Genomic DNA, 20,894 nt, shown 5'->3' with positions numbered 1-20,894 from the left:
AAATTTACGGCAATCATCTGGCCAAAGACTGGTGTTTGCCGCCAATTTGTCGGGAATGGCATATTCTCTGACCAGCGGCTGATTTCTGGCCCTACAGCCAGAATCCGGCGCAACCGTTCAAAAAGATGTCAAAGATGTTCGGGCTGAGGCATGCCAAGCACGTGATAGCCACCATCGACGCGAATGATCTCGCCAGTGGTACAGGCACCCGCATCCGATGCCAGATAGACCGCCGTACCTCCGATGGCCTCAAGCGTGGCATTGCTGCGCAGTGGCGCGTTAGCATCAGTGTGCTTGTAGGTCTTGCGCGCGCCGCCAATGACGGCCCCGGCCAGGGTTTTCATCGGACCCGGCGAAATCGCGTTCACCCGGATACCATCAGGGCCCAGATCATTGGCCAGATAGCGGGTTGTCGCCTCAAGCGCGGCCTTGGCCACGCCCATGACGTTATAGTTCGGCACCACGCGGTTTGACCCCTGATAGGTCATCGTCAACAACGTACCACCGTTTTCAGTCATCATCGGATGTGCCCGGCGCGCCACCTCGATGAAGGAATAGGCCGAGATATCCATCGAATTCTTGAAATTGGCACGGCTGGTGTTCAGGAAACGGCCTGTCAGCTCGGATTTGTCGGAATAGGCGATGGCATGGACCACGAAATCAATCGTCGGCCAGCGCGCGGAAAGCGTGTCGAAGCAAGCATCCAGCGAAGCATCATCGCAGACATCCACGTCCAACAGCAGGTCTGACCCCAACGAAGCCGCCAGCGGCTCCACCCGTTTGCCAAATGCCTCACCCTGATAGGAAAACGCCAACTCGGCCCCGGCCTCGTGCATCGCCTTGGCCACACCCCAGGCAATCGAGCGGTCATTGGCGACCCCCATGATCAGCCCGCGTTTGCCCTTCATTGCATCATTCATATGTGCTTATCCGTTATATTTGCTCAGCAGCATCGACCCGTTCGTGCCGCCAAAGCCAAAAGAGTTGGTCATCACCGTATCTAGCCCGGCATCGTCCACGCGTTTTGTGGCAATCTCGGCTGGGTCCAACGCCGGATCGAGCGTCTCTACATTGATCGAGGGGATGAGGAAATCGTGATGCAGCGCCAACAGGCAATAAATCGCCTCTTGCGCGCCGGTAGCGCCCTGGCTGTGCCCGGTCATGGATTTGGTCGAACTGATCGGCGGTGTGCTGCCTTGTCCGAAGATGCGGCGTACCGCTTCGACTTCGCCGACATCGCCCACGGGCGTGCTGGTGCCATGCGCGTTGATGTAACCCACCTTGCGGCCCTCGGCCAGCGTGCTCAACGCCAACCTCATGGCGCGCTCACCCCCCTCACCTGAAGGGGCCACCATGTCGGCCCCGTCGGAGGTTGCGCCATAGCCAGTTACCTCGGCATAGATCTTCGCGCCTCGCGCGATCGCGTGATCCAAATCCTCCAGCACAACGATGCCGCCACCACCAGAAATCACGAACCCGTCGCGATCGGCGTCAAAAGCCCGGCTCGCCCTTTCAGGCGTGTCGTTGTACTTACTGCTCATCGCACCCATCGCGTCAAAGAGGCACGACAGCGTCCAATCCAGTTCCTCACCGCCACCCGCAAACATTACATCCTGCTTGCCCATCATGATCTGTTCAGCTGCGTTGCCGATACAATGCAGCGATGTCGAACAGGCCGAGGTGATGGAATAGTTGATGCCCTTGATCTTGTAGGCGGTGCTGAGGTTGGCGGAAATCGTCGAACACATGGTCTTCGGCACGGCAAAGGGGCCGATTCGCTTGGTCGCTCCGGTGTTCAGAACAGTCTGATGTGCCGCCAGCATCGCGCTGGTCGATGGCCCACCCGATCCCGCAACCAGCCCAGTGCGCGGATTGACGATATCGCCCTCTTCCAGGCCCGCGTCGGCAATCGCCTGCCCCATCGCGATATGGGCATAGGCCGCACCCGGCCCCATGAACCGCAAGGTCCGCTTGTCGACATGCCCGGTGACGTCGATATCCAGCGCTCCCGCCACCTGCGAGCGAAAGCCATGTTCTTTCATATCTTCGTTGGCGGTGATGCCCGAACGGCCTGCCTTGAGCGAGGCCAGCACTTCTTCGGCATTGTTCCCGATGCTCGAGACGATACCCAGGCCGGTGACCACGACACGACGCATTAGCGATCTCCTTTGTTCAGGGGGTCAGCTTTCTGACAACGCAACCTTCATGTCCTTCACCTGATAGATGACCTCGCCATCTGCCTCAACCCGACCATTGGCCACACCCATTGTCAATCTGCGGGTTTGCACGGCCTTGGTGAAATCCACGTAATAGGTCAACATCTTACGATCCGGCCGAACCATGCCCGTCAGCTTCACCTCGCCCACGCCCAGCGCATAACCACGACCCAGCCAGCCGCGCCAACCCAGGTTGAAACCGGTCAGCTGCCACAGGCCGTCAAGGCCCAGGCATCCGGGCATGATTGGATTGCCGGGAAAGTGACATTCAAAGAACCAAAGATCGGGTTTGATATCAAATTCGGCAACCACGTGCCCCTTACCATGCTCACCGCCGTCACCGCTGATATCGGTGATCCGGTCCATCATCAGCATTGGCGGTTCGGGCAATTGGGCATTGCCGGGGCCAAAAAGCTCTCCCCGGGCGCATTTCAGCAGCTCATCCCGGTCGAAGCTGGTCGGATAATCAGCCATATTGGGTGGCCCCTTTCAGTCTTGCAATATTCCGTTACTTCTCCTGTAGCACCCGGCAAAAGGGCCATGCAAGCCCGCGTGCGGCAGGATGCATCATCAAAGCGCATGAATTTATTTGAAATACTGGCGGTGAAAGCCCTATATTAAGGCCATCGAGACAAGGACCAAAGTTGTGACAAATTCCCAGGCAACAACCCTAGGCACGAAATGGCTTTCCGGTGCCGGATTGCGCCCGACCCGTCAGCGGGTGGCACTGGCGACACTTCTCGTGGGTGATGGGCAGCACCGCCACGTGACCGCCGAAAGCCTGTTTGCCGATGTGAAGAAGATGGGCGAAAGCGTGTCGCTGGCCACGGTCTACAACACGCTCCGCGCTTTCTGCGATGCCGGTCTGGTGCAGGAAGTGACAGTCGATGGCTCGCGCAGTTATTTCGATACGAACACCCACGACCATCCGCATTTCTTCTGGGAAGATGAAAACCGCCTGTCCGACGCGCCTGCCGATCAGCTTGACATCGTCAGCCTGCCCAAGGCCCCCGACGGCACCGAGATTGCCAAGGTCGATGTGATCATCCGCTTGCGCCGCACCTGAATTTCGCCATTCTGGCCGCTGATCCCTTTCGACAAGCGAGGACCCCATGCGCGCCATCACCTATTCCCGTTTCGGTCCCGCCGCCGACGTGCTGTCCCTGACGGATGTCCCCACACCTGCGCCCGCCGCCGGAGAAGTGCTGGTACGGTTGGCCGTATCCGGCGTGAACCCGTCAGACGCCAAGGCCCGCGGTGGCGCGCGTCCGGGCGTCACCAAACCCGCCTTTGACCAGATCATCCCTCATTCCGATGGTGCGGGCGTGATTGAGGCCGTGGGCGACGGCGTCGATCCGGATCGCATCGGTCAGCGGGTCTGGATCTGGAACGGTCAGTGGCAGCGCGCCTTTGGCACCGCCGCCGAATTCATTGCCCTGCCCCAGGCACAAGCCGTGCCGCTACCCGAAGAGGTATCGTTGGAGCTGGGTGCCACATTAGGCATCCCCGGGCTGACCGCCGCCCAGACAGTGTTCGGAGGCGGTGATGTGGCAGGCAAGACGCTCTTGATCAGTGGTGGCGCGGGTGCGGTGGGCCATAACGCGGTCCAGCTTGCGAAATCCGGCGGCGCCAAGGTGATTTCAACCTGCTCTCCCACGGCCGAGGCACGGGTCCGCGCGGCAGGCGCGGATCATGTATTCGATTATGCAGATGTCGATCTAGCGGCAAAAATCACCGAAGCGACGCACGGCGCTGGTATTGATCGCGCGGTCGAGGTGGAGTTTGGCGCAAACGTGGATTTACTGGCCGATGTCATGGTCGAAAATGGCACCATCGCGACCTATGGCTCCTTCCTGAACATGACGCCGGAACTGCCCTTCGGTGCCTATCTGTTCAAGGCACTCAAGATCGACATCACGCTGATCTACATCCTGCCAGAACCCGCCCGGAACGCCGCCATCGCCCGGCTGCATGACGCGCTTTTGAACGGCACCCTGGCCCCCGCCATTCACCAGCAACATGCACTGGAAGATTGCGCCAAGGCTCATGACACCGTGATGACTCCGGGTCGGGCCGGGGCGGTGCTGCTCAAGATTGCATGACACCCTGACGCGCCTGCGCCATCAGTCCTCGCCAATGTGACCAGGTACCCCTGGCATTGAATTACGCACTGCGGCGCATGGCGATTTTATCAGGCGCCCTGGCTTCTGGTCAGAAAGAAACAACATCAGGATTGCATACGAACGCAAGGAAAGATCACAGGAATGGCCATCAGACGAATAAACGCGGAGGACGGAGCCGAAGCTGTCGGCGCATATGTTCAAGCGCTGGAAGTCACTGAAACCACCCGCCGCGTCTATGTCAGCGGGCAAGCCCCTGTCACGCCGGATGGCGAACTTCCGACGACATTCAAAGGCCAGGCTGAGGCAGTATGGGACAATATTCTGGCTCAGCTGCGCGCAGCTGACATGGGGCCAGAGCATCTGGTAAAAGCGACCACCTTTCTTGTCGATCGCAAGTACCGGGAGGAAAACCGTGATGTGAGAATGTCAAAGCTCGCCGGCCACACCTTCGCGCTTACCGTTGTTTTGGCGGGGATGTTCGAAGAGGGTTGGCTTCTGGAGATTGACGCAATCGCCGAGAAATAACCACCACGTTTAGAATTGAATGGCCAGCTTGTCGGCACCTCGCCCTCGCTGAAGCACAGGAGCTGCGAGAATGCGAGTGATTACGCCAGATGCCCGCTCAGAGCCAATGCTGACGGGCGCTGAAGTTTTTCGAACGGTGGGTCGTTACCCCAAGAGTTTGGCAGCATTACAGACAACCGCAGGACCCTGCGACCTATGATATCGGCTGGTCTGTCGTAGGAAATTACAGCGAATTGAGCACTTCCGTCCATCCGGAAATCACGCCCCGCTTGCCAGCCCTTTGCGTACCGCCAGCGCGCAGCAGGCTGCGACGAGGCACGATAGACATATCGCGGGGGCGGCATATGCAAACTCCGTCTCTGCAAGTATGGCGACCGTCGCAATGCCGCCAAGCCTTGCAAAGGTGATGTCCAGGCTTGTCGAGACTGCGCTCATCCCCTTCGGTGCGAACCTCAGGACCAATTGCGTTGACGGTGCATTGCTGCACGCCAAACCCGAACCAACAAGAACCGATGACAAGACGACGAGAAAGAGGTTCTCGTTATAGTGTGAAAGCAGAAATCCGGCGAAGATGAGCAGCGGCGCGGCAAGCATAATTGTCCTGATATGCGGGCTGTCGACCATGTTTCGCAATAGCGTGCTCAGACCGGAGAAAGTCAGCCACATAATCGACAACGCAAAGCCGACGCTAGCCGCCTTGACCTCATTCTGCGACAGCCAGACTGGCAACCGGAACAGGTAATAGGTGATGGATCCGTAGGTGCAGAACACATAGACGAATGTCACCCAGAGGTCACGGGCTCGAAACAGTTCCGAATAGTCCGTCGTCGGGTCAGAAGACGGCGCAGGTTCATCGGAAACTTGCGAAACGTTCAGAATCACCAATGCGATGGCCGCCATGATCGTGATGAAAATGAACGCGATATTCCAACCATATTCACCAAGGAATCTGCCATAGAAAAGCGGTGCAAAGGCGGCAACGTAGCCCGCAATGCTGCCCCAGACGATCAGCGCCCGTCCCGGTTTCAGCGGCAAGGCTCGCGTCAAGAGAAGGGGCACAAGTGGCGAAAAGATACCGCCACCAAAGCCTTGCAATGTGCGCCCGATGATGAGTGTCTCGAAGCTGTCCGCTGCGGCCACCAGGAGCGATCCAGCGGCGAAGAAGGCAACCCCGTAGCCGAAGACCTTCCTCGTATTGAAGGCATCGCCGCACCAGCCGCCAAGCAAAACGCCAACTGCCACCGCGATGCCGTAGGAGTTGAAAACCCAGGCCAGTTCGCCGATCGACAGGCCGAACTGCGATTGCATCGCTGGCAATAGCAATGGCACCAGCGTAAGCTCCATCACGAACGCGATGTTTGCCGCGATCGGTCCGATTATCGCCCTGCGTGGTGACACGACCACTGGGCCAGCCCGATCGATTTCTGGCGTATGGGATGTCATTTATCCACCCCGCCGGTCAGACATTCGCTCTTGCGTCCAGATGGCTCTTCGCGTCAACCGCAGTGGGTTGAACCACCGAAACGCTGGCCCCGCGTTGAAGGCTTAGAGGGGCTCGCGCAAGCATATTGGCCATGTCCTTGGCCCCCATCCAGATCAAATAGTCTTCCTCGGTTACCTGTTGATCCGGGCCCAGCCACCGACCGGGTTCGCAATGACAGTAGCCGTAGCGAAGATGCGCACCCTTCGCGGCCAATTGTTTGGGCACGAGCGCAAAGACAAAGGACGGGTTCCAGGTTCCGACCATGATCTCGAACAGGACGCGCGACAATAGCGAGGTCGCGCCCTGGCTACGCGGTCCGCCAAGGCCACGGGCACGAAGCCAGAACTCGCCCTGATAACAGACTTTACCCGTGATCTTATCGAGCGACTCGGGGTCCGAATAATAAGTGAGATCCGGATCGGGCGTTGTGTCTGGGGTGATGTATTTGTGGCGGTGGATATTCAGATGCGTTGCAAGTGAAATGCCGGTTAGATCAAGAAGGCGCACGGCCTGCGTGTGGATCAAATCACCATCTGGGTCAAACCCGCAAATCCAGAATCCGTTGGTACGATCGATATACGAACTCGCCACATCGAACATCGGGTAGATCGGGCTTCGGTCGGGTTGCTGACCCCGATAAGAGCGATACTTGGCAAAGTCATCGCCAATCTCAACATGAATGCCCGCCTCCTCAAGATCGCGGAGGATGCCAGACAGGTGTGTCGTCAATTCAAACAATCTACGTGGTGACATCCCCATCCAACTGGCCCTTTGCTCCCGCTCTGGCATGCAGGCTCCCACCAAATGGTTAATGATGTGTTATTAACCATTTGCGGCCTGCTGGATTTCAGATCAAATTTCCGGGTTTCTTTGTGTGTTCACACTGCCGGATTCGTCTGTCCCAAGCGTCCTATGATCTGACCTTTTGGCAGACCGGCTCGTTTCTCGTCGTTGTCGGGCAACACCCGCGAAATGCCCGAGGGGAAAGTGACCAAAACAAGGAAAATCCATAAAATTGAGAGAACCTTTCGCCCTGTCTCAATCTCGTTCTAACTACCTAATTTAAAATCATTTATCAGGTTGGATTAAAAACTGAAAGCCATGCAAATCCAGCCTCCCGGTTCGATCGGACCTCATGCTCACGGTGAATGCGGCATCCCGAAGGCAAAGGCGTAAGAGCAGCCATACTTTGGTCGAATCCAGCCTGAATAAAGGGCACGCGAAAGGAGCTACGATGAGTATTTCTAAGCTGTTTGATAAGTCAATTCTGGTATCCTGCCCACCGTCAGGATCTGTGAATGTGCGCGTCGGAAATGCCGTCGAAGGCCCCGGAGGGAGATGGGTTCCGTGCGCATCCGCAATTGCCGATGGTGCCTATCTGTCCTGTATCTATGAAGTGGGTCCTGGCCGTAAACAGGTTTGCGCCGCTAACCGGCCCACATATTGCGCCGACGAGGCGCTTTCCCGCGCGATTGAACTTGCTGCGACTGCTGCCGCCTAGGACCGCTGGTACACGGATGCAGCTTTCGGTCCCCTGCTGAAGCGAGCCACCCCTATTTGACTGGCGACGGCGCTCGTAAACCATGGCGCCTTAAACTTGGGGTAGCAAAGGTTCGGGCACCCACACGTTAGTACCGGATATGCTATCAAACCGCTCTGCCGAGACCGCGCGACATGTCGCTATCAGGACCCCACAGCCCGCAGGTCCAGAACTTTCCCCCTGTCTCAATGAGCCTGTCGCGTAGATCATCCTCGCTCATCGGTCTGCCGAAATAGAAGCCTTGCAGGTAATCGCAGCCCATCTCGCTCACCAGGTGCGCATGCTCTTCGGATTCGACACCTTCAGCAACCACACGCATACCCAGGCTCTTGCCGATACCAATGATAGATTCAGCCAGCGGCCTGGCGCTCTCATCCGCGACAACAGGTTGGATGAAATGGCGATCAATCTTCAGGATTGCGGGTTTGATTTCCAGTAATCCCCGCACCGAAGCGTGCCCCGTTCCGAAGTCGTCGAGTGCTATTGTCACGCCCAACTCGTCAAGCTCGTCTATGGTCCACCGAACCACGTCACCCATTCGATCCAGATAAACCGATTCAAGAATTTCGACCGTCAGTCTTTCCGGATTGATACCAGAACTCTTGATGTCATGGATGAAGGTTGGATCTGCCAACCGGGCGGCGGAGACATTGACCGCAACGCGAGGAAGGTCGACACCCGCTTCATCAAGACGGGTCAAAGCCCCATGCAGGCTGGCAAATATGATTTCATCGATCCTCTTGAGAACCCCCATGTTGGCGGCGGTATCGAGAAATGCAGCTGGCGCGAGAATGCCCTTGGTTGGATGCGACCACCTGACCAGCATCTCGGCGCAGGCAATTCTACCGGTCGCCGCATCAATCAAGGGCTGAAAGTACGGGATGAACTCGCGTCTTTCACATGCAAGCAGGAGGTCCGACGCCAGTTGCTTGGTTGCAATGGACTTGGCGTGCATCTCTTCGGTAAAGAATGACCACCGCCCCTTTCCCTGCGATTTTGCGTGATAAAGCGCCTCATCGGAATCTGTGACGACCCGTTCCGGGTCTTCCATATTCGCTTTGGCAATTGCCACCCCGACACTCACGCTGCAGGCTGTCGACTTACCGTCGAACGTGAATGGCGCCTGCATCCTCTGAACAATCTCGTCGGCCATGCTGCTTACATTGAGAGCGCTCTTCCCCAGCGGCTTCAAAATCACAAACTCGTCACCGCCAAGACGCGCGACCAGATCGGATTTATCGGTCAGGTCCCGCAACATGTTGGCAACCGAAACCAACAGCCGGTCTCCTGCATCATGGCCAAGCGTGTCGTTCACGAATTTGAAGCGGTCCAGATCGATATAGAGCACGGCAAATTCCGTTCCGTGCTGCTTGAGGTTTTCAATCCAGGTCTTCAGCTCGACCTCGAAGTGCCGCCGGTTTGAAAGGCCCGTCAACGCATCTTCGTTCGCGTCTTTGGCCACCGACTTGGCAAGTTCGTGCAGACGTGTGTTCTCTTTCTCCAGACGGTGAACTTTTTCGACGGCTCTCGCATAGCCTTCCTGATCTGCCACCTCGAGATCATTTGTCGCGCGCTTGGCAGGCTCGGCGCGCTCCTCCTCCAGTTCAATGATTGAACAGAGCCACCAGTGATTTCCCGTCTCGGGATCGGATAGGTGAACCCAGCTCATTCGCTGCCAATAAACGTCGCCGTTCTTACGGTTATTGAGAGCCTTGGTCGAAAAGTTCTCCCAGTTCATCAGCTTTTCAATGATGTAGAGGTGAATGCCCTGCTCAAGATCCGGACCGATCAGAATGGTTCCCCGTTGACCAAGCGCTTCCGCTTCTTCGTACCCGGTGATCGTGGTGAAAGCCTTGTTACACCACTGAAATTCCATCACCGCCCCGTCATCATTCGACGCCAAAGCAAGTGCGAGGCCTTCCGTGCACTTGTCATTGATTTGATTGAATATCTGAGCAGGTATCATGTACAGGGCTTACATAGTTCCGCCCTTCTATGGCATCCAAGCGATTAGGAACGGTTTATACCGCGCCAACGTCCTAATTTTATTATGTAAAAATGGAACGATTAAAGTGCAGAAAGTCTGCTCCGAACCTCCGGGCAGAAGAAGGGGTTGGGTGCATTACCCATTTAACGCTCGGCCCTCGGATACGACTGCGTCAACGTCTTTCAGAAGTTAACAAAGCCGCGTGCAGGCCTCCATTGCACGGGCAATCGCCTGTTCAGTGGCATCTAAATCCGTCTCATCATGTGCCAGTGACGCGTAGAACTTCATTGGTGCTTTCAGGATACCGTCGGCGCGCAGCGATTCATTGAACACCTTTTGGAAATCTGCGTTTGTTCTGAGGGTGTCGCGATAGTCCGCCACGGGCCCTGCGGCAAATACAACGTCGAACAGGACCGAGTCGCCGACGACCGTCGCGGGAAGGCCAATCTGATTGGCTGTGGTCGCAAGCGAGTGCATCAACCTGCGCCCCGTGTCCCGCAGTGCCTCGTATGCGCCGTCCCGTTTCAGTATTTCCAATGTCCTCAAACCTGCGGACGCCGCCACGGGGTTGCCGCTGAGCGTGCCGACCTGAAAGGTGAATTGTTCCTGCCCCACTTTGTCGATGTCGAAATGCGCCATGATTTCAGACGTTCCCGCGATGGCCGCAAGCGGGAAGCCACCTCCAATTACCTTGCCCAACGTGCATAGGTCAGGTGTGATACCATAGAGTTCCTGCCCGCCCCCCAATGCCAGCCGAAATCCGGTAACCACCTCGTCGAATATCAGGACGATCCCATGACGTGTCGTTTCTTCGCGCAGCGCCTCAAGAAAACCCGGAACTGGCGGGATTAGTCGTTGCAAGGGTTCGACAATGACGCCGGCCAGTTGGCCTGCATATTCAGCAATGATTTGCCGGGCAAAAGCGATGTCATTGAAGGGCGCAACGATCACGCCATCGCGCGTTGCCTGGGGGATACCCGCCGAATCCGGGACCGGTTGGGGGAAATTCGCAAGGTTCTGCGGGGCCATGCTCATCAAGGCCTCGCCGGACATGCCATGATAGCCGCCTTCGAATTTCAGGATAAGATCGCGTCCGGTATGCGCGCGCGCCAGACGCATCGCATACATATCTGCCTCTGATCCGGTGGAGACATAGCGCAGTTGTTCTGCGCAAGGGACAGCATCGCAAATGACTTCCGCCAGTTCGATGCCCACAGCGTTGGTCGTGAAAAAGGTCATACCATCTGCAAGTTGGGCCTGCACGGCCTCCACGACTTCGGGGTGGTTGTGACCCACAAGCATTGGTCCAGAGCCGATAAGATAGTCGATGTATTCCTTACCGTCCTCATCCCAGACACGAGACCCGCGCCCTGCTTTCAGAACGACATTCGGATCGTAATTGCCAAATCCACCAGCGGGCAACACCTGCCGCGCCCTTGCACGCCACATGTCCTGATTTGAATTTGTCATGGCGTTTTCCTGTTCAGCGTCCTGTCCAAGTTTCGTCTTGACCATGGATGAAAAGCAATAAAGAAAAACAGGAGGTTTTGTGAATTTCATTCAGGTGAGATGATGGCTGACGGCCCGTTCCTTGATCTGCGCCACCTCAAAATGATCCGCGCGATTGCGGAGCATGGACGTGTCAGCGATGCCGCCGAGGCATTGGGTGTGACCTCATCAGCTCTGTCGCACCGGATCAAGGAAGCCGAGCGGCGGTTGGGCCTGGTTCTGTTCACGCGCATGCACAAGCGGCTGCGCATGACCCCTGCGGCCGAATATCTGGCCGAATTGGCAGAACGTGTACTGGCCGAAATGAATCGTGCCGAACGAGATGTTCAGCGCATGGACCTTGGGGTCGAGCATGTCGTACGCATCGCGGTCGAGGCCTATAGCTCCTATCATTGGCTGCCCGGGTTCACCAAGTACCTGCGCGCCCACCTTCCCGGAATCGAGCTGCAGGTGATGGCCAGCGTCACGCGCGAACCGGTGAGGGCGCTGACCAATCGCCATGTCGACATTATCGTGACCTCCGGTGAAGCGATACCGATCGGCACGCATCAAATCCCTCTTTTCAAAGACGAACTGATGTTCATATTCCCGCCGGATCACCCCCTTGCCAGTCGGGCATTTGTCGAGGGCGAGGACATCGAAGGTGAGGATTTTATCACCTATACGCTGACCCCGGAACCGGACCGAGAGTTCGCCCGCCTGTTTCGCCCGTCCGGGAGATATCCTCGCTGGACGGCAACGGTGGAACTGCCCGAAGCCATCGTCGAACTGGTCGCTGCCGGTCAGGGCAGCAGCGTTCTGGCGGGTTGGGCGGTACGTCCGGCCATCACGGCGGGGCGTATTTTCGGGGCTCGTGTCGGCAAAGAGGGGATCGAGGTACCTTGGCACGCCCTTATGCGATCCGAAGACAGCACGTCCGGGCCAATCCTGGAGGTGGGCCAGGTGCTTGCCAAATGGTCCGCCCTCAACGGCGGCTTTGGCTAGGACCTTAGTTTGATGTTTTCAGGATCATAAACATGGGGTGAATGGCGGGTGGCTGGCCGCATCTCTCCGAAGGCCTGGACAAAACATCTTTTCCCAATCGCCACCGCGCCATACTCAACATAGCCAAGCGCCAAAAGCTTACCTGTCCGATATCCCATCGAAACAGATGTAAGATAGCCGATAACCTGCCCGTCTTTGATAATCGGGTCAGAGGGCAGCGGCTCTGGTCCCGGATCGGTGATTTCCAGACCGATGAATTCCCATGCGGCGGCCTCTTCCGCCTGCCGCGCAACAGCGGGCTGTCCAACGAACGCCCCCTTTGACATGTTGGCAAATTTCGAAAGGCCCGCGTCAAAAAGCGTGTATTCGGTGCCAAAATCCGCGCCCCAGCCGTGGTATCCCTTTTCAATCCGCATCGCATTGAGCGCGTAGGAGCCGAAGTTGCAAATGCCATGTTGCATGCCTGACTGCCAAACCGAGTCATAAAGCGTTGGCAGGTGCTCTGAAGCCACGTGCAATTCCCACCCCAATTCACCGACATAGCTGACGCGCAGAGCTGTCACCGGCACGCCTGCAACTTCGCATTCGGTCACGCTCATCCAAGGCGCACGCAGGTCGGCTGATGTCAATGAGCGCAGAACTTCGCGTGATTGCGGCCCCATCACCATAAGCGCGCCATCATGGGCATGGCCTTTGGTCAGCGTCGCGTTTGCCGTGCCAATCTTGGCTGATATCCAGTCGAAATCGCGGTCGACAGCCAGCGTCGGACCGCAGAGCAGAAAGCGATCCTCCGCCAGCCTTGCAATCGTCGCTTCGGACCAGATGCGCCCTTGCGGCGTGAGCATGTAGGACAAGCGGACACGGCCAGGGGCCGGAAGCGCCCCGCAGATCAACCTGTTCAGGACATCGGCGGCATCCGGCCCTTCAAGAACATATTTCGTAAAGCCGCCGTGATCCATCACGCCAACCGCATCGCGAACGGTTTCGCATTCAACCCGCACCGCGTCCTGCCAGGGTTCATGACCAAAACTGAGGGCATTGGCGGCGGACGTGGCATTGCGATCGAACCAGAAAGCCCGCTCCCACCCGCCGATCTGACCCATCACCGCGCCCTGGCTGCGCAAATTCTCGTAGAGTGGCGTCTGATTGACGGGTCGGCCAGAAGCCATGTTCCGATGTGGATAGGGGATTGCGTATTGCAGATCGTAATGCTCGGATGCGCGCGCGGCAGCGTAATCTTGCGTGGCCCATGTGCCAAAGCGGCGCGGGTCCCACGCAGACAGGTCCCACTCAGTTTCGCCTGCCGTGAGCCACTCGGCCATCGCTTTGCCAATGGCAGCGGAATGGGTGATGCCGATCTGAACACCCGTGGCGTGATAAAAGTTGCGCGCACCTCCTGCAGGCCCGATCAGGGGGAGGGCATCGGGGGAATAGGGGATCGGCCCGTTTACAAATCGCTGTGCACCGGCGTCGGCCAACAGCGGCACATGGGCCAAAGCCGCCTCGAACACCGCCATCATCCCGTCGATATCATCGCCAAAAAGCTGGTGGTCAAAATCCTGCGGCACACCATCCTGCCAAACAGGCCGACCTTCATGGGCGTATGAGCCCAGAAGCAGCGCGTTGCGTTCGCGTCGCAGATAGAAGCGAATGTCAGGATCGCGGATCAGCGGAAACAGGCGGGTATCGGCTTCCAGCTGAGCTATTGCTGTCGTCACCATGTATTGATGCTCAAGCGTGACAACGGGCAAATGCAGCCCCGCCATCGCGGCGATCATCCCACCGCTTGATCCGGCTGCATTGATCACGGTGCCAGCCACAAGCGTGCCGCCTGATGTTTCCACGTCCCATTCACCATTCGGGCGTTGGCTAAGTCCTGTGACAGCGGTGAATCGCCTGACTTCCGCGCCCAGGGCGCGCGCATGTGTGGCCAGAGCCTGTGTCAGCTGACTGGGGTCAATATCTCCCTCATAGGGATCAAAGATCCCGCCAAGGACGGATCCATCCGCTTTCCAATAGGGATGCATCTGCTCAATCTCGGACGGATCAAGCATCGACAGATCAAACCCGGCCGATCGGGACACACCGCAAAGATGCTGGAAAAGCTGCATACGCTCGGGCGTATGGGCGGGCCAGATTGCGGAAGTATGGCGATAGGTGATGGGGGCCTCGGGGTGCGTGGCAAGTTCCCGGTAGAGTTGCCAGGCATAGTTACCGGCCCGCATTCCCAACCATGAATTCGCGTAGGTCGGGATATTGCCCGCCGCATGCCAGGTCGATCCGGCGGTCAACTCGTTCTTTTCCAGAAGAACAATATCACTGAGGCCTGCCTTGGCCAGATGATAGAGGATAGCGGCGCCGACAGCCCCCCCGCCGATCACGACGACCCGAGCATGGGTTCGCATTCAGTGCGCCGCCAGCAACTGACCGTAGCCTTGGATCGGATCGGTAATCCCGATCGCACGGAGGGTCTGCCAATAAACCGCCGTGTTGCACGCAACAATGGGCCTGCCATGCGCCGCTTCCAGCTCAGCGATCAATGCCACGACGGGCAGTGCCGTTCCGACCTGAAGAATGACATCGCAATCCGATGCGGCAATTTGTGCAAAGACATCGCGAATTTCATCAAGAGGGGTTTCGCAGATCGCCGGGAGCGACGGTGCTTCGGTGCCTTTAATCGCAACAACCTCGAACCCTGCCGCCTGGGTGTTTGCCTTCACAACCGCATCCACCTCGGCATTGAACGGCGTGACAATGCCGACCCGTTTTGCGCCCAGTGTGCGCAACGCTTCGTAATCGGCAAGGGACGCCCCCAGGACCGGGACACCAACCTCGCGTGAAATCTCGTCACAGCGCGCCTCAAGCTTGTCCGGCCCGCCCGGCCCCGCATCGGTGGTCAGGCCGACGGCAATCGCCAGGGGGGCGCAGTCCATCAGCTTGGCGGCCTCATCCGGCAGGTCGTCCGATACCGCGTTGCCACCCAGTCGGAAACGCTGCATCTGGTTGGTCACACCCTCGGGGCGCAGCAGTTCGAGTTCCGGCTGAACGACCGTGTTCATTGCCGGTGTCATGACGCCGATGACGGCGCGCGGGGCCAGTGTGTCAGCCATTTTCAGTCTCCTTCAGAAAAAGTTCTAATCCGGTCATGCCGCCAATGTAGATCGCGTCACCAACGACTTTCTCCATCTCGGCCTCATCCTCCGGCGCACATGCGAACCGGCTTTCCCAGATGCCCAGCGTCTGTTGGGTGCAGGTGATCGGGATGAAACGATGGGTTGAGATATATCCGGTGACGGGTAGCGGGCTATCAATGATGTCATAGGTGTAAAAACAGTCGAGATCGGAATGGGCCAGCAGGGTTTCCCGAAAGACCGTGCCATCCGCGATATGCAATGCGCGAACGGTCCCGGTTGCTGTTGGTGCTCCGTCTTCCAAAGTGGCGCGCACCACTCCGGGGTTCCAATTCACCACTCCGTCAAAGGCACGAACGGCGGCCCAGACCCTGTCGATCTTTGCATCAATGATCATGCTGCGAAATACGTGCATATTAGCTCCTGTCATGGCTCAAGGCGTATGGTGTACGTGGCGCGAATGCGTGCTTCCGCTGCGGCGCACAGATGGGAGGGGCGTGGCGCTGAAAGAATTTCCTTCACCCTTTCCTGTGCCCGGTCCCAGATAGAATGGCGGCCCCCGTCGATCCAGTCACTGACGCTTTGACGATCGGCAAGGGCGGGATAGCAGTAATCCGATTTCATACGTTTGAGGGTTTCATCTTCGCCCAGGTAATGCCCATCATGGCTGACCACACGCTCAACGGCGCTCAGGTCAAGCGTGGCGTCTGACACCTCGATCCCCCTGATGGACCGCAGGATCGCCCCGCACATATCGTCGTCGATGACCATGGCCTCCGGGCTTGCCACCATAATAGATCCCAGCATTCCCACCGAGAGGTTGATCATATTCGCGCCTGCATGCCCGGCCATGGCAACAGTATAGCCTTTCTCGTAACCCGCCTGCGCATCAACCAGCTTTGAATCCGTCATCCCTGCCGACACGGTTGACGGCAGACCGACATGCGCCAAAAGCTGTGCTGCTGCGGCATTGGCAATGGCGGACTCGCCGCTGCCGCCACTCATCGCGCCGGTGCGCAGGTCTGAAATAAAGGGCATCAAGGCGTAAATGCACGGCGCGCTTTGCTGGATGCCATCCACGACGACCAGACCTGCCAGACATTCCGCCAACCCCTGCGCAAGCGCTCCGGCCAAGGTGACAGGGCTTGTTGCCCCGGCCTGACCAGCAGAGCAAATTTGCGGGATCATTCCCGCGCGCACCGCCTTTTCAAGCATCAAGATACCCTCAGTGGCATAGCTCAGCGGGGGCACGACATGCACGATAACCGCCATGCAAAAGGGCTGTTGCCGGAACCCGTCTGAATGCCCAAGGGCGATATCGAACATCTCAACGACCGGGTCGATATGGTCCGGATCGCAAAAGCTGATCCCGATGGGTTTCGAGGTTGCTTTCAGGCAGGCAAAGGCAGTGTTGATGTCCATCTCGAACGGATCAACCATGTCTCTGGCGACAACCGGGCGCACGCCATAGTGAATGTTGGGCGAGGCGTCCAATACCCGCATCAGGGCGTAGAGATCTGTCAGTTGGCTGTCGCGGTAAGACCCGCTGGCGGCGTCCAGCACCTGAACCGCAGCACCTCCGGTGCCGATATGGACCGGGCCGCCGCCAATCTGCAAATCCCGCTTGGGGGTAAAGCCAGGCAGCGCAACGCGCTTTGGCGCCCGCGCAAGTGCCTTGCGTGTCATATCCACCGGGAAACACAAACGACCGTCTGCGCGATGCCAGGCCCCGGCCGCAAGAGCGCGCTCCGTTGCCATTTCCGGCAACCCGTCCATGCCAATGGTCGAAAGGATGTCAAATGCGTGCGACACGATCATCGACATGTCGGATTGCGACAGCGGGCGCAGATTACCGCCGACGTGAAACGCAGGCGCGTGAGGTTCCTCAGAACCGCGTGCCATATCCGGCTGCTTTCGTGTCCGTCTCACCATCTTCGCTCCTCGGTGAGACCATTAGAGCGCAAAAACATTGTGTTTAAAATTCAATAAAGCGGCCCAGATGATGAACGGTTTTCATGATAACATGGCATGATCCAATGCTTCATTGGCCCCACCAGGACTGCCAGATTTTGCGCAAAGATGTTGTCTGGGCCGAAATCAGGGCTGGTCTGCATACCGGTTTGGCACGCGGAATGCGCTAGAATACCTTCGCCGCCAGGGAAACGAAGTCGTCAACGAGCGTGTTGGCATCTTCCGGATGGCTGTAAGCACAGATGCGAATGCTTTCCAGTTTGGGCAAACCTGTATCCTCAGACAGTATCCTGTAGTCCTTTTCAAGCGAGGCAACCGGCATGGCCGAGATTGCAAGATCCGCTCTTATGGCGGCACGAACACCGGTCGGGCTGAGGCTGTTCACGGCCATCCGCCAGGGCCGGCCTATGTCATCCAGCGCAGCAAGTGCACGTCTGCGGTATTCACATCCAACCGGCATGAAGGCCAGCGGCAACGGGGTATTTTCATCCACATGCAGGCGTGAACCCGCAGCCCAGACAAGTTCGTCTTCGCAAATTGGGGTCCTGCCCTCCGATTTCGACTGATCGGTGACAATCGCCAGGTCCAGTTCACGCCGCTCGACCGCCTCCAGCAAAACCGGGCTGGTGCCGCAAATCACGGTCAATTCCACTGCCGGGTATCTGGAGGCAAAAAGGGCCAGCATCCTGGGAAAGATCGACAGGGCGTAGGTCTCGGTCGTCCCGACCCTGAAGGCCCGGCGTTCGTCATTCTGCCTCATGTCACTTAGCGCGGCCGCATTCAGCCTGAGCATTTTATGCGCATGCGCCAAAAGCTTCTCACCCGCCGGTGTGAGTGCCATGGGCTTACCGCGACCACGGTCAAACAATACCTCTCCGGTCATATCCTCAAGCGCCTTGATCTGTGCGCTGATCGCAGATTGCACACGACCGACGCGAATGCCCGCCTCCGAGAAATTAAGCGTATCGGCCGCGGCGGCAAAACTGCGCAAATGATCAAGGTCCAACAACATGAAAGCAAAATAACAGACTTTTTATATCTGATAAAATCATTTTATTAGATTTATAAACCCACCTAACCTCCCCTGACCGAGGAGGTGGATCATGGGCTCAAATTTTCGATTGGATATTCCCAGTCTCAAGATGATTGCTGCGATGGTATTGGCAGGCAGCATCGGTGTGTTCGTGGTCGAAAGCGGCGAACCCGCGCTGACTGTGGTGTTCTTCAGATGCCTGATCGGTGGTGGAACGCTCCTGCTCTACTGCCTAATCGCACATCCCAAAATCTTATACAAACTCACCAGGCGGACCTTCTTTCTGATGTGCCTGAGTGGCCTCACCATGGCGGCCAACTGGCTGCTGTTCTTTATGGCCTACAGCCATGCGTCGATTTCGATGGTCACAACAGTTTACCATGTCTACCCCTTTGTTCTGCTGTTTGCCTCGGCCATGCTGTTTCATGAAAAGATTACCCTTCCGTCTTTTGCATGGGCGGCCCTGGCATTTGCCGGTGTTGCGCTGGTCGCCATGGGCGGAAACAACGGGGCGGTCATGGATGTCACGGGCCTTGCGCTGACCATGGCGGCAATGACCTGCTATGCCATCACCTTGCTCATAACCAAATATCTGTCCAACTCGCCGACGGATCTGCTGTCGGTGGTTCAGCTTCTGGTCGGTGCAATCCTCTTGCTGCCCCTGGCGGGCATGGACGGCCTGCGGATCGGAGCCGATAGCTGGAAATACCTCCTCGTCATCGGCGTGGTGCATACTGCGTTGCTCTACATGCTGCTCTACGGTGCTGTTCAATCCCTCGACACCAATCGCGTCGCTATACTTTCATTTCTGTACCCGTTGACCGCGCTGATCTTTGACGTTCTGGTATATGACGTGCGCCCAGGTACGGCCCAGATCTTGGGTCTTGCCGCCATCATCATCGCCGTACTGGGAGAGCGTCTCAAGCTCCACAAATCAAAGGATAGATGCGCTGATTGCTGAGCATGCCGACACAAGTAACGGCCAACAAAACGAAACTTCCAGTCAGCTGGCGACCTGATGTCAGATTTTCACTGGCCAAGCGCAGAAAGGTTCAGGATTAATTCCCTGGTCTGTCGACAGTTCGCAAGACCTGTTTTGCAGATGACGTTGAATTGGGCATCTTGGCCGGGCAGCGTGACCGCTCGCGCGACCTGGATCACCGCCAATTGACCAAAGGCGCCACCCCCGACCTGCACAAGACAATCAATAGCACCCGTTCTCACTTGCTCCACATCCGATGTTTCGATCCGTTCGCGAACATATGCCCCCAGGCTCCGCCCGTTAAGTGGCCACCTTACCGGAAGAAGTGCAGCCGCCTTCGGGCACACGCCGACGGAAAATTTCTTTCCGTTCATATCCGGTGCGATTTCCTCTGTCGCAGCGGTCAGATCTTCGAAGACCTTGGTGATCTTCGGCAGATAGGCCTCTCCTTCGACTGTCAGCAACAACCCGTGTGGCAACCGGTGGAACAGGTCCACACCCAAAGATTGCTCCAGCTTCCTGACCTGCTGGCTGACAGCTCCGGATGTCACTCCAATTTCGGTGGCCGCCGCCCGAAAGCTGAGATGACGAGCCGCCGCTTCAAAGGCGCGCAACGTGTTCAGAGAAGGCAATCGATATGTCATGGCACGAACTTAGCACATGGTCTGGTCAATGGCAGGCGGGGAAGGCCCAGAAATTCTGGGTCTGACGAATGATCTCACCACGATAAGAGATAGGTCATCAGACGAAAAACTCTCATCGCCTCAAACTGGAAATTGACAATGAACAAAAACCCAAACGCTGCCTCTCAGGGTGATCCAAACAGGAATGCGGGCTTCGATGCCATCCGTGGCCTGGGCTACGTTTTCATACTGTGTGACGACATCGACAAAATGAAACGTTTCTACCAGGACCTCTTTCGCTTTCGGATAGAAGAAGAAACGCCGGGCCTCATGGTGGAATTCCGGGTCGGGTCTCTGTTCCTCGGCCTCAGACCCCGGGGACGCCACTATGATGGGCCCAGGGCTCCAAAGCAGTCTGCGTCAGTTCAGCTCAGCTTCAGGGTCCCACCATCCGACGTGGACATTGCATATGAAACACTCCGGGCACAGAATATCGACGTTATCGAGCCGCCAACAAATCAGGACTGGCCCCATCGCACCCTGTATTTCAGGGATCCGGAAAACAATATTCTCGAAGTCTTCGCAGACATCCACGTGCAAGAAACAATCTCGACCCCAAGCGGTGTTCATCAGCTGGTCGAAAGTTGAAAAACGGGCTGGCCCTGTAACCAACTGCGCAACAAAAAAAACCGAATGTCGACCACGGCCATTCGTCACCGTTTCCACTGTGGATACGCGCCACGACATGCATCCCCACCGGCCCCAGCGTTTCGCGCAGCACTGGCCC

General features: G+C 57.4%; 19 protein-coding genes. 6 read left to right on the top strand and 13 right to left on the bottom strand.

The annotated features are described in order from the left end of the window. Positions 1-128: 128 nt before the first annotated feature. The 3 genes from Q1B27_RS17840 to fabA are packed head-to-tail and all read right to left on the bottom strand — an operon-like array spanning position 129 to position 2,690. A complete protein-coding gene (locus Q1B27_RS17840; RefSeq protein WP_299849461.1) occupies positions 129-920 on the bottom strand; it encodes an enoyl-ACP reductase in 792 nt (263 codons plus the stop codon). Positions 921-926: 6 nt separating this feature from the next. Next, a complete protein-coding gene (gene fabB / locus Q1B27_RS17835; RefSeq protein WP_299849459.1) occupies positions 927-2,156 on the bottom strand; it encodes a beta-ketoacyl-ACP synthase I in 1,230 nt (409 codons plus the stop codon). 24 nt (positions 2,157-2,180) lie between these two features. Then, entirely contained in the window at positions 2,181-2,690 is a 510-nt protein-coding gene (gene fabA / locus Q1B27_RS17830) for a bifunctional 3-hydroxydecanoyl-ACP dehydratase/trans-2-decenoyl-ACP isomerase (RefSeq protein WP_299849457.1), read from the bottom strand. A gap of 172 nt (positions 2,691-2,862) precedes the next feature. Here fabA and irrA point away from each other — a divergent pair, with 172 nt between their 5' ends. From irrA to Q1B27_RS17815, 3 genes are all read left to right on the top strand, one after another. Then, positions 2,863-3,282, top strand: a complete 420-nt coding sequence (irrA, locus tag Q1B27_RS17825; RefSeq protein WP_299849455.1) for an iron response transcriptional regulator IrrA — start codon at positions 2,863-2,865, stop codon at positions 3,280-3,282. 46 nt (positions 3,283-3,328) lie between these two features. Continuing rightward, positions 3,329-4,318, top strand: coding sequence for an NADPH:quinone reductase (locus Q1B27_RS17820; protein WP_299849453.1), 990 nt, complete (start codon positions 3,329-3,331; stop codon positions 4,316-4,318). A gap of 162 nt (positions 4,319-4,480) precedes the next feature. Then, complete coding sequence (locus Q1B27_RS17815; RefSeq protein WP_299849451.1) at positions 4,481-4,864, top strand: RidA family protein; 384 nt, start codon at positions 4,481-4,483, stop codon at positions 4,862-4,864. 258 nt (positions 4,865-5,122) lie between these two features. Here the strand turns inward: Q1B27_RS17815 and Q1B27_RS17810 are convergent, their stop codons facing one another. The 4 genes from Q1B27_RS17810 to Q1B27_RS17795 form a co-directional block, all read right to left on the bottom strand. Next, positions 5,123-6,307, bottom strand: a complete 1,185-nt coding sequence (locus Q1B27_RS17810; protein WP_299849449.1) for an MFS transporter — start codon at positions 6,305-6,307, stop codon at positions 5,123-5,125. Positions 6,308-6,323: 16 nt separating this feature from the next. Beyond that, positions 6,324-7,106, bottom strand: a complete 783-nt coding sequence (locus Q1B27_RS17805; RefSeq protein WP_299849515.1) for a hypothetical protein — start codon at positions 7,104-7,106, stop codon at positions 6,324-6,326. A gap of 887 nt (positions 7,107-7,993) precedes the next feature. Next, positions 7,994-9,853, bottom strand: a complete 1,860-nt coding sequence (locus Q1B27_RS17800) for an EAL domain-containing protein (protein ID WP_299849447.1) — start codon at positions 9,851-9,853, stop codon at positions 7,994-7,996. 210 nt (positions 9,854-10,063) lie between these two features. Next, entirely contained in the window at positions 10,064-11,344 is a 1,281-nt protein-coding gene (locus tag Q1B27_RS17795) for an aminotransferase class III-fold pyridoxal phosphate-dependent enzyme (RefSeq protein ID WP_299849445.1), read from the bottom strand. A gap of 102 nt (positions 11,345-11,446) precedes the next feature. Between Q1B27_RS17795 and Q1B27_RS17790 the strand changes: the two genes are divergently transcribed. Further along, a complete protein-coding gene (locus Q1B27_RS17790; protein WP_299849444.1) occupies positions 11,447-12,367 on the top strand; it encodes a LysR family transcriptional regulator in 921 nt (306 codons plus the stop codon). Here Q1B27_RS17790 and Q1B27_RS17785 read toward each other — a convergent pair. From Q1B27_RS17785 to Q1B27_RS17765, 5 genes are all read right to left on the bottom strand, one after another. Beyond that, positions 12,364-14,772 carry an FAD-dependent oxidoreductase gene (locus Q1B27_RS17785; protein WP_299849442.1) on the bottom strand — a complete coding sequence of 803 codons (2,409 nt, stop codon included), beginning with the start codon at positions 14,770-14,772 and terminating at the stop codon, positions 12,364-12,366. The genes Q1B27_RS17790 and Q1B27_RS17785 overlap by 4 nt on opposite strands. Then, entirely contained in the window at positions 14,773-15,477 is a 705-nt protein-coding gene (locus tag Q1B27_RS17780) for a hypothetical protein (RefSeq protein WP_299849440.1), read from the bottom strand. Beyond that, on the bottom strand, positions 15,470-15,913 hold the full coding sequence (locus Q1B27_RS17775) for an SRPBCC family protein (protein ID WP_299849438.1): 444 nt from the start codon (positions 15,911-15,913) through the stop codon (positions 15,470-15,472). Before Q1B27_RS17775 ends, Q1B27_RS17780 begins: the two co-directional genes overlap by 8 nt. A gap of 11 nt (positions 15,914-15,924) precedes the next feature. After that, entirely contained in the window at positions 15,925-17,400 is a 1,476-nt protein-coding gene (locus Q1B27_RS17770) for a trimethylamine methyltransferase family protein (protein ID WP_299849436.1), read from the bottom strand. A 235-nt stretch (positions 17,401-17,635) separates the two neighbouring features. After that, on the bottom strand, positions 17,636-18,460 hold the full coding sequence (locus Q1B27_RS17765) for a LysR substrate-binding domain-containing protein (RefSeq protein ID WP_299849434.1): 825 nt from the start codon (positions 18,458-18,460) through the stop codon (positions 17,636-17,638). Between the two features lie 112 nt (positions 18,461-18,572). Between Q1B27_RS17765 and Q1B27_RS17760 the strand changes: the two genes are divergently transcribed. Then, a complete protein-coding gene (locus Q1B27_RS17760) occupies positions 18,573-19,463 on the top strand; it encodes a DMT family transporter (protein WP_299849432.1) in 891 nt (296 codons plus the stop codon). Positions 19,464-19,531: 68 nt separating this feature from the next. Here the strand turns inward: Q1B27_RS17760 and Q1B27_RS17755 are convergent, their stop codons facing one another. Then, positions 19,532-20,128 carry a LysR family transcriptional regulator gene (locus Q1B27_RS17755; protein WP_299849430.1) on the bottom strand — a complete coding sequence of 199 codons (597 nt, stop codon included), beginning with the start codon at positions 20,126-20,128 and terminating at the stop codon, positions 19,532-19,534. Positions 20,129-20,266: 138 nt separating this feature from the next. On the opposite strand from Q1B27_RS17755, the gene Q1B27_RS17750 reads away from it, so the two are divergent. After that, on the top strand, positions 20,267-20,755 hold the full coding sequence (locus tag Q1B27_RS17750; RefSeq protein ID WP_299849428.1) for a VOC family protein: 489 nt from the start codon (positions 20,267-20,269) through the stop codon (positions 20,753-20,755). Positions 20,756-20,894 lie beyond the last annotated feature (139 nt).

Origin of the sequence: uncultured Roseovarius sp., assembly GCF_947489715.1 — a bacterium.
Lineage (GTDB): Bacteria > Pseudomonadota > Alphaproteobacteria > Rhodobacterales > Rhodobacteraceae > Roseovarius.
The sequence above is the reverse complement of the archived record's forward strand: the minus strand, read 5'-3'. Positions and strand labels throughout refer to the sequence as shown.

Excerpts from the sequence above, each read along its gene's own strand:
- Q1B27_RS17755 (WP_299849430.1), bottom strand. The coding sequence starts at position 20,128 with ATGACATATCGATTGCCTTCTCTGAACACGTTGCGCGCCTTTGAAGCG.
- Q1B27_RS17790 (WP_299849444.1), top strand. The coding sequence starts at position 11,447 with ATGGCTGACGGCCCGTTCCTTGATCTGCGCCACCTCAAAATGATCCGC.
- Q1B27_RS17820 (WP_299849453.1), top strand. The coding sequence starts at position 3,329 with ATGCGCGCCATCACCTATTCCCGTTTCGGTCCCGCCGCCGACGTGCTG.
- fabA (WP_299849457.1), bottom strand. The coding sequence starts at position 2,690 with ATGGCTGATTATCCGACCAGCTTCGACCGGGATGAGCTGCTGAAATGC.
- Q1B27_RS17795 (WP_299849445.1), bottom strand. The coding sequence starts at position 11,344 with ATGACAAATTCAAATCAGGACATGTGGCGTGCAAGGGCGCGGCAGGTG.
- Q1B27_RS17805 (WP_299849515.1), bottom strand. The coding sequence starts at position 7,106 with ATGGGGATGTCACCACGTAGATTGTTTGAATTGACGACACACCTGTCT.
- Q1B27_RS17810 (WP_299849449.1), bottom strand. The coding sequence starts at position 6,307 with ATGACATCCCATACGCCAGAAATCGATCGGGCTGGCCCAGTGGTCGTG.
- Q1B27_RS17840 (WP_299849461.1), bottom strand. The coding sequence starts at position 920 with ATGAATGATGCAATGAAGGGCAAACGCGGGCTGATCATGGGGGTCGCC.
- Q1B27_RS17815 (WP_299849451.1), top strand. The coding sequence starts at position 4,481 with ATGGCCATCAGACGAATAAACGCGGAGGACGGAGCCGAAGCTGTCGGC.
- Q1B27_RS17770 (WP_299849436.1), bottom strand. The coding sequence starts at position 17,400 with ATGGCACGCGGTTCTGAGGAACCTCACGCGCCTGCGTTTCACGTCGGC.
- Q1B27_RS17785 (WP_299849442.1), bottom strand. The coding sequence starts at position 14,772 with ATGCGAACCCATGCTCGGGTCGTCGTGATCGGCGGGGGGGCTGTCGGC.
- fabB (WP_299849459.1), bottom strand. The coding sequence starts at position 2,156 with ATGCGTCGTGTCGTGGTCACCGGCCTGGGTATCGTCTCGAGCATCGGG.
- Q1B27_RS17780 (WP_299849440.1), bottom strand. The coding sequence starts at position 15,477 with ATGGCTGACACACTGGCCCCGCGCGCCGTCATCGGCGTCATGACACCG.
- Q1B27_RS17750 (WP_299849428.1), top strand. The coding sequence starts at position 20,267 with ATGAACAAAAACCCAAACGCTGCCTCTCAGGGTGATCCAAACAGGAAT.
- Q1B27_RS17775 (WP_299849438.1), bottom strand. The coding sequence starts at position 15,913 with ATGCACGTATTTCGCAGCATGATCATTGATGCAAAGATCGACAGGGTC.
- Q1B27_RS17760 (WP_299849432.1), top strand. The coding sequence starts at position 18,573 with ATGGGCTCAAATTTTCGATTGGATATTCCCAGTCTCAAGATGATTGCT.
- Q1B27_RS17800 (WP_299849447.1), bottom strand. The coding sequence starts at position 9,853 with ATGATACCTGCTCAGATATTCAATCAAATCAATGACAAGTGCACGGAA.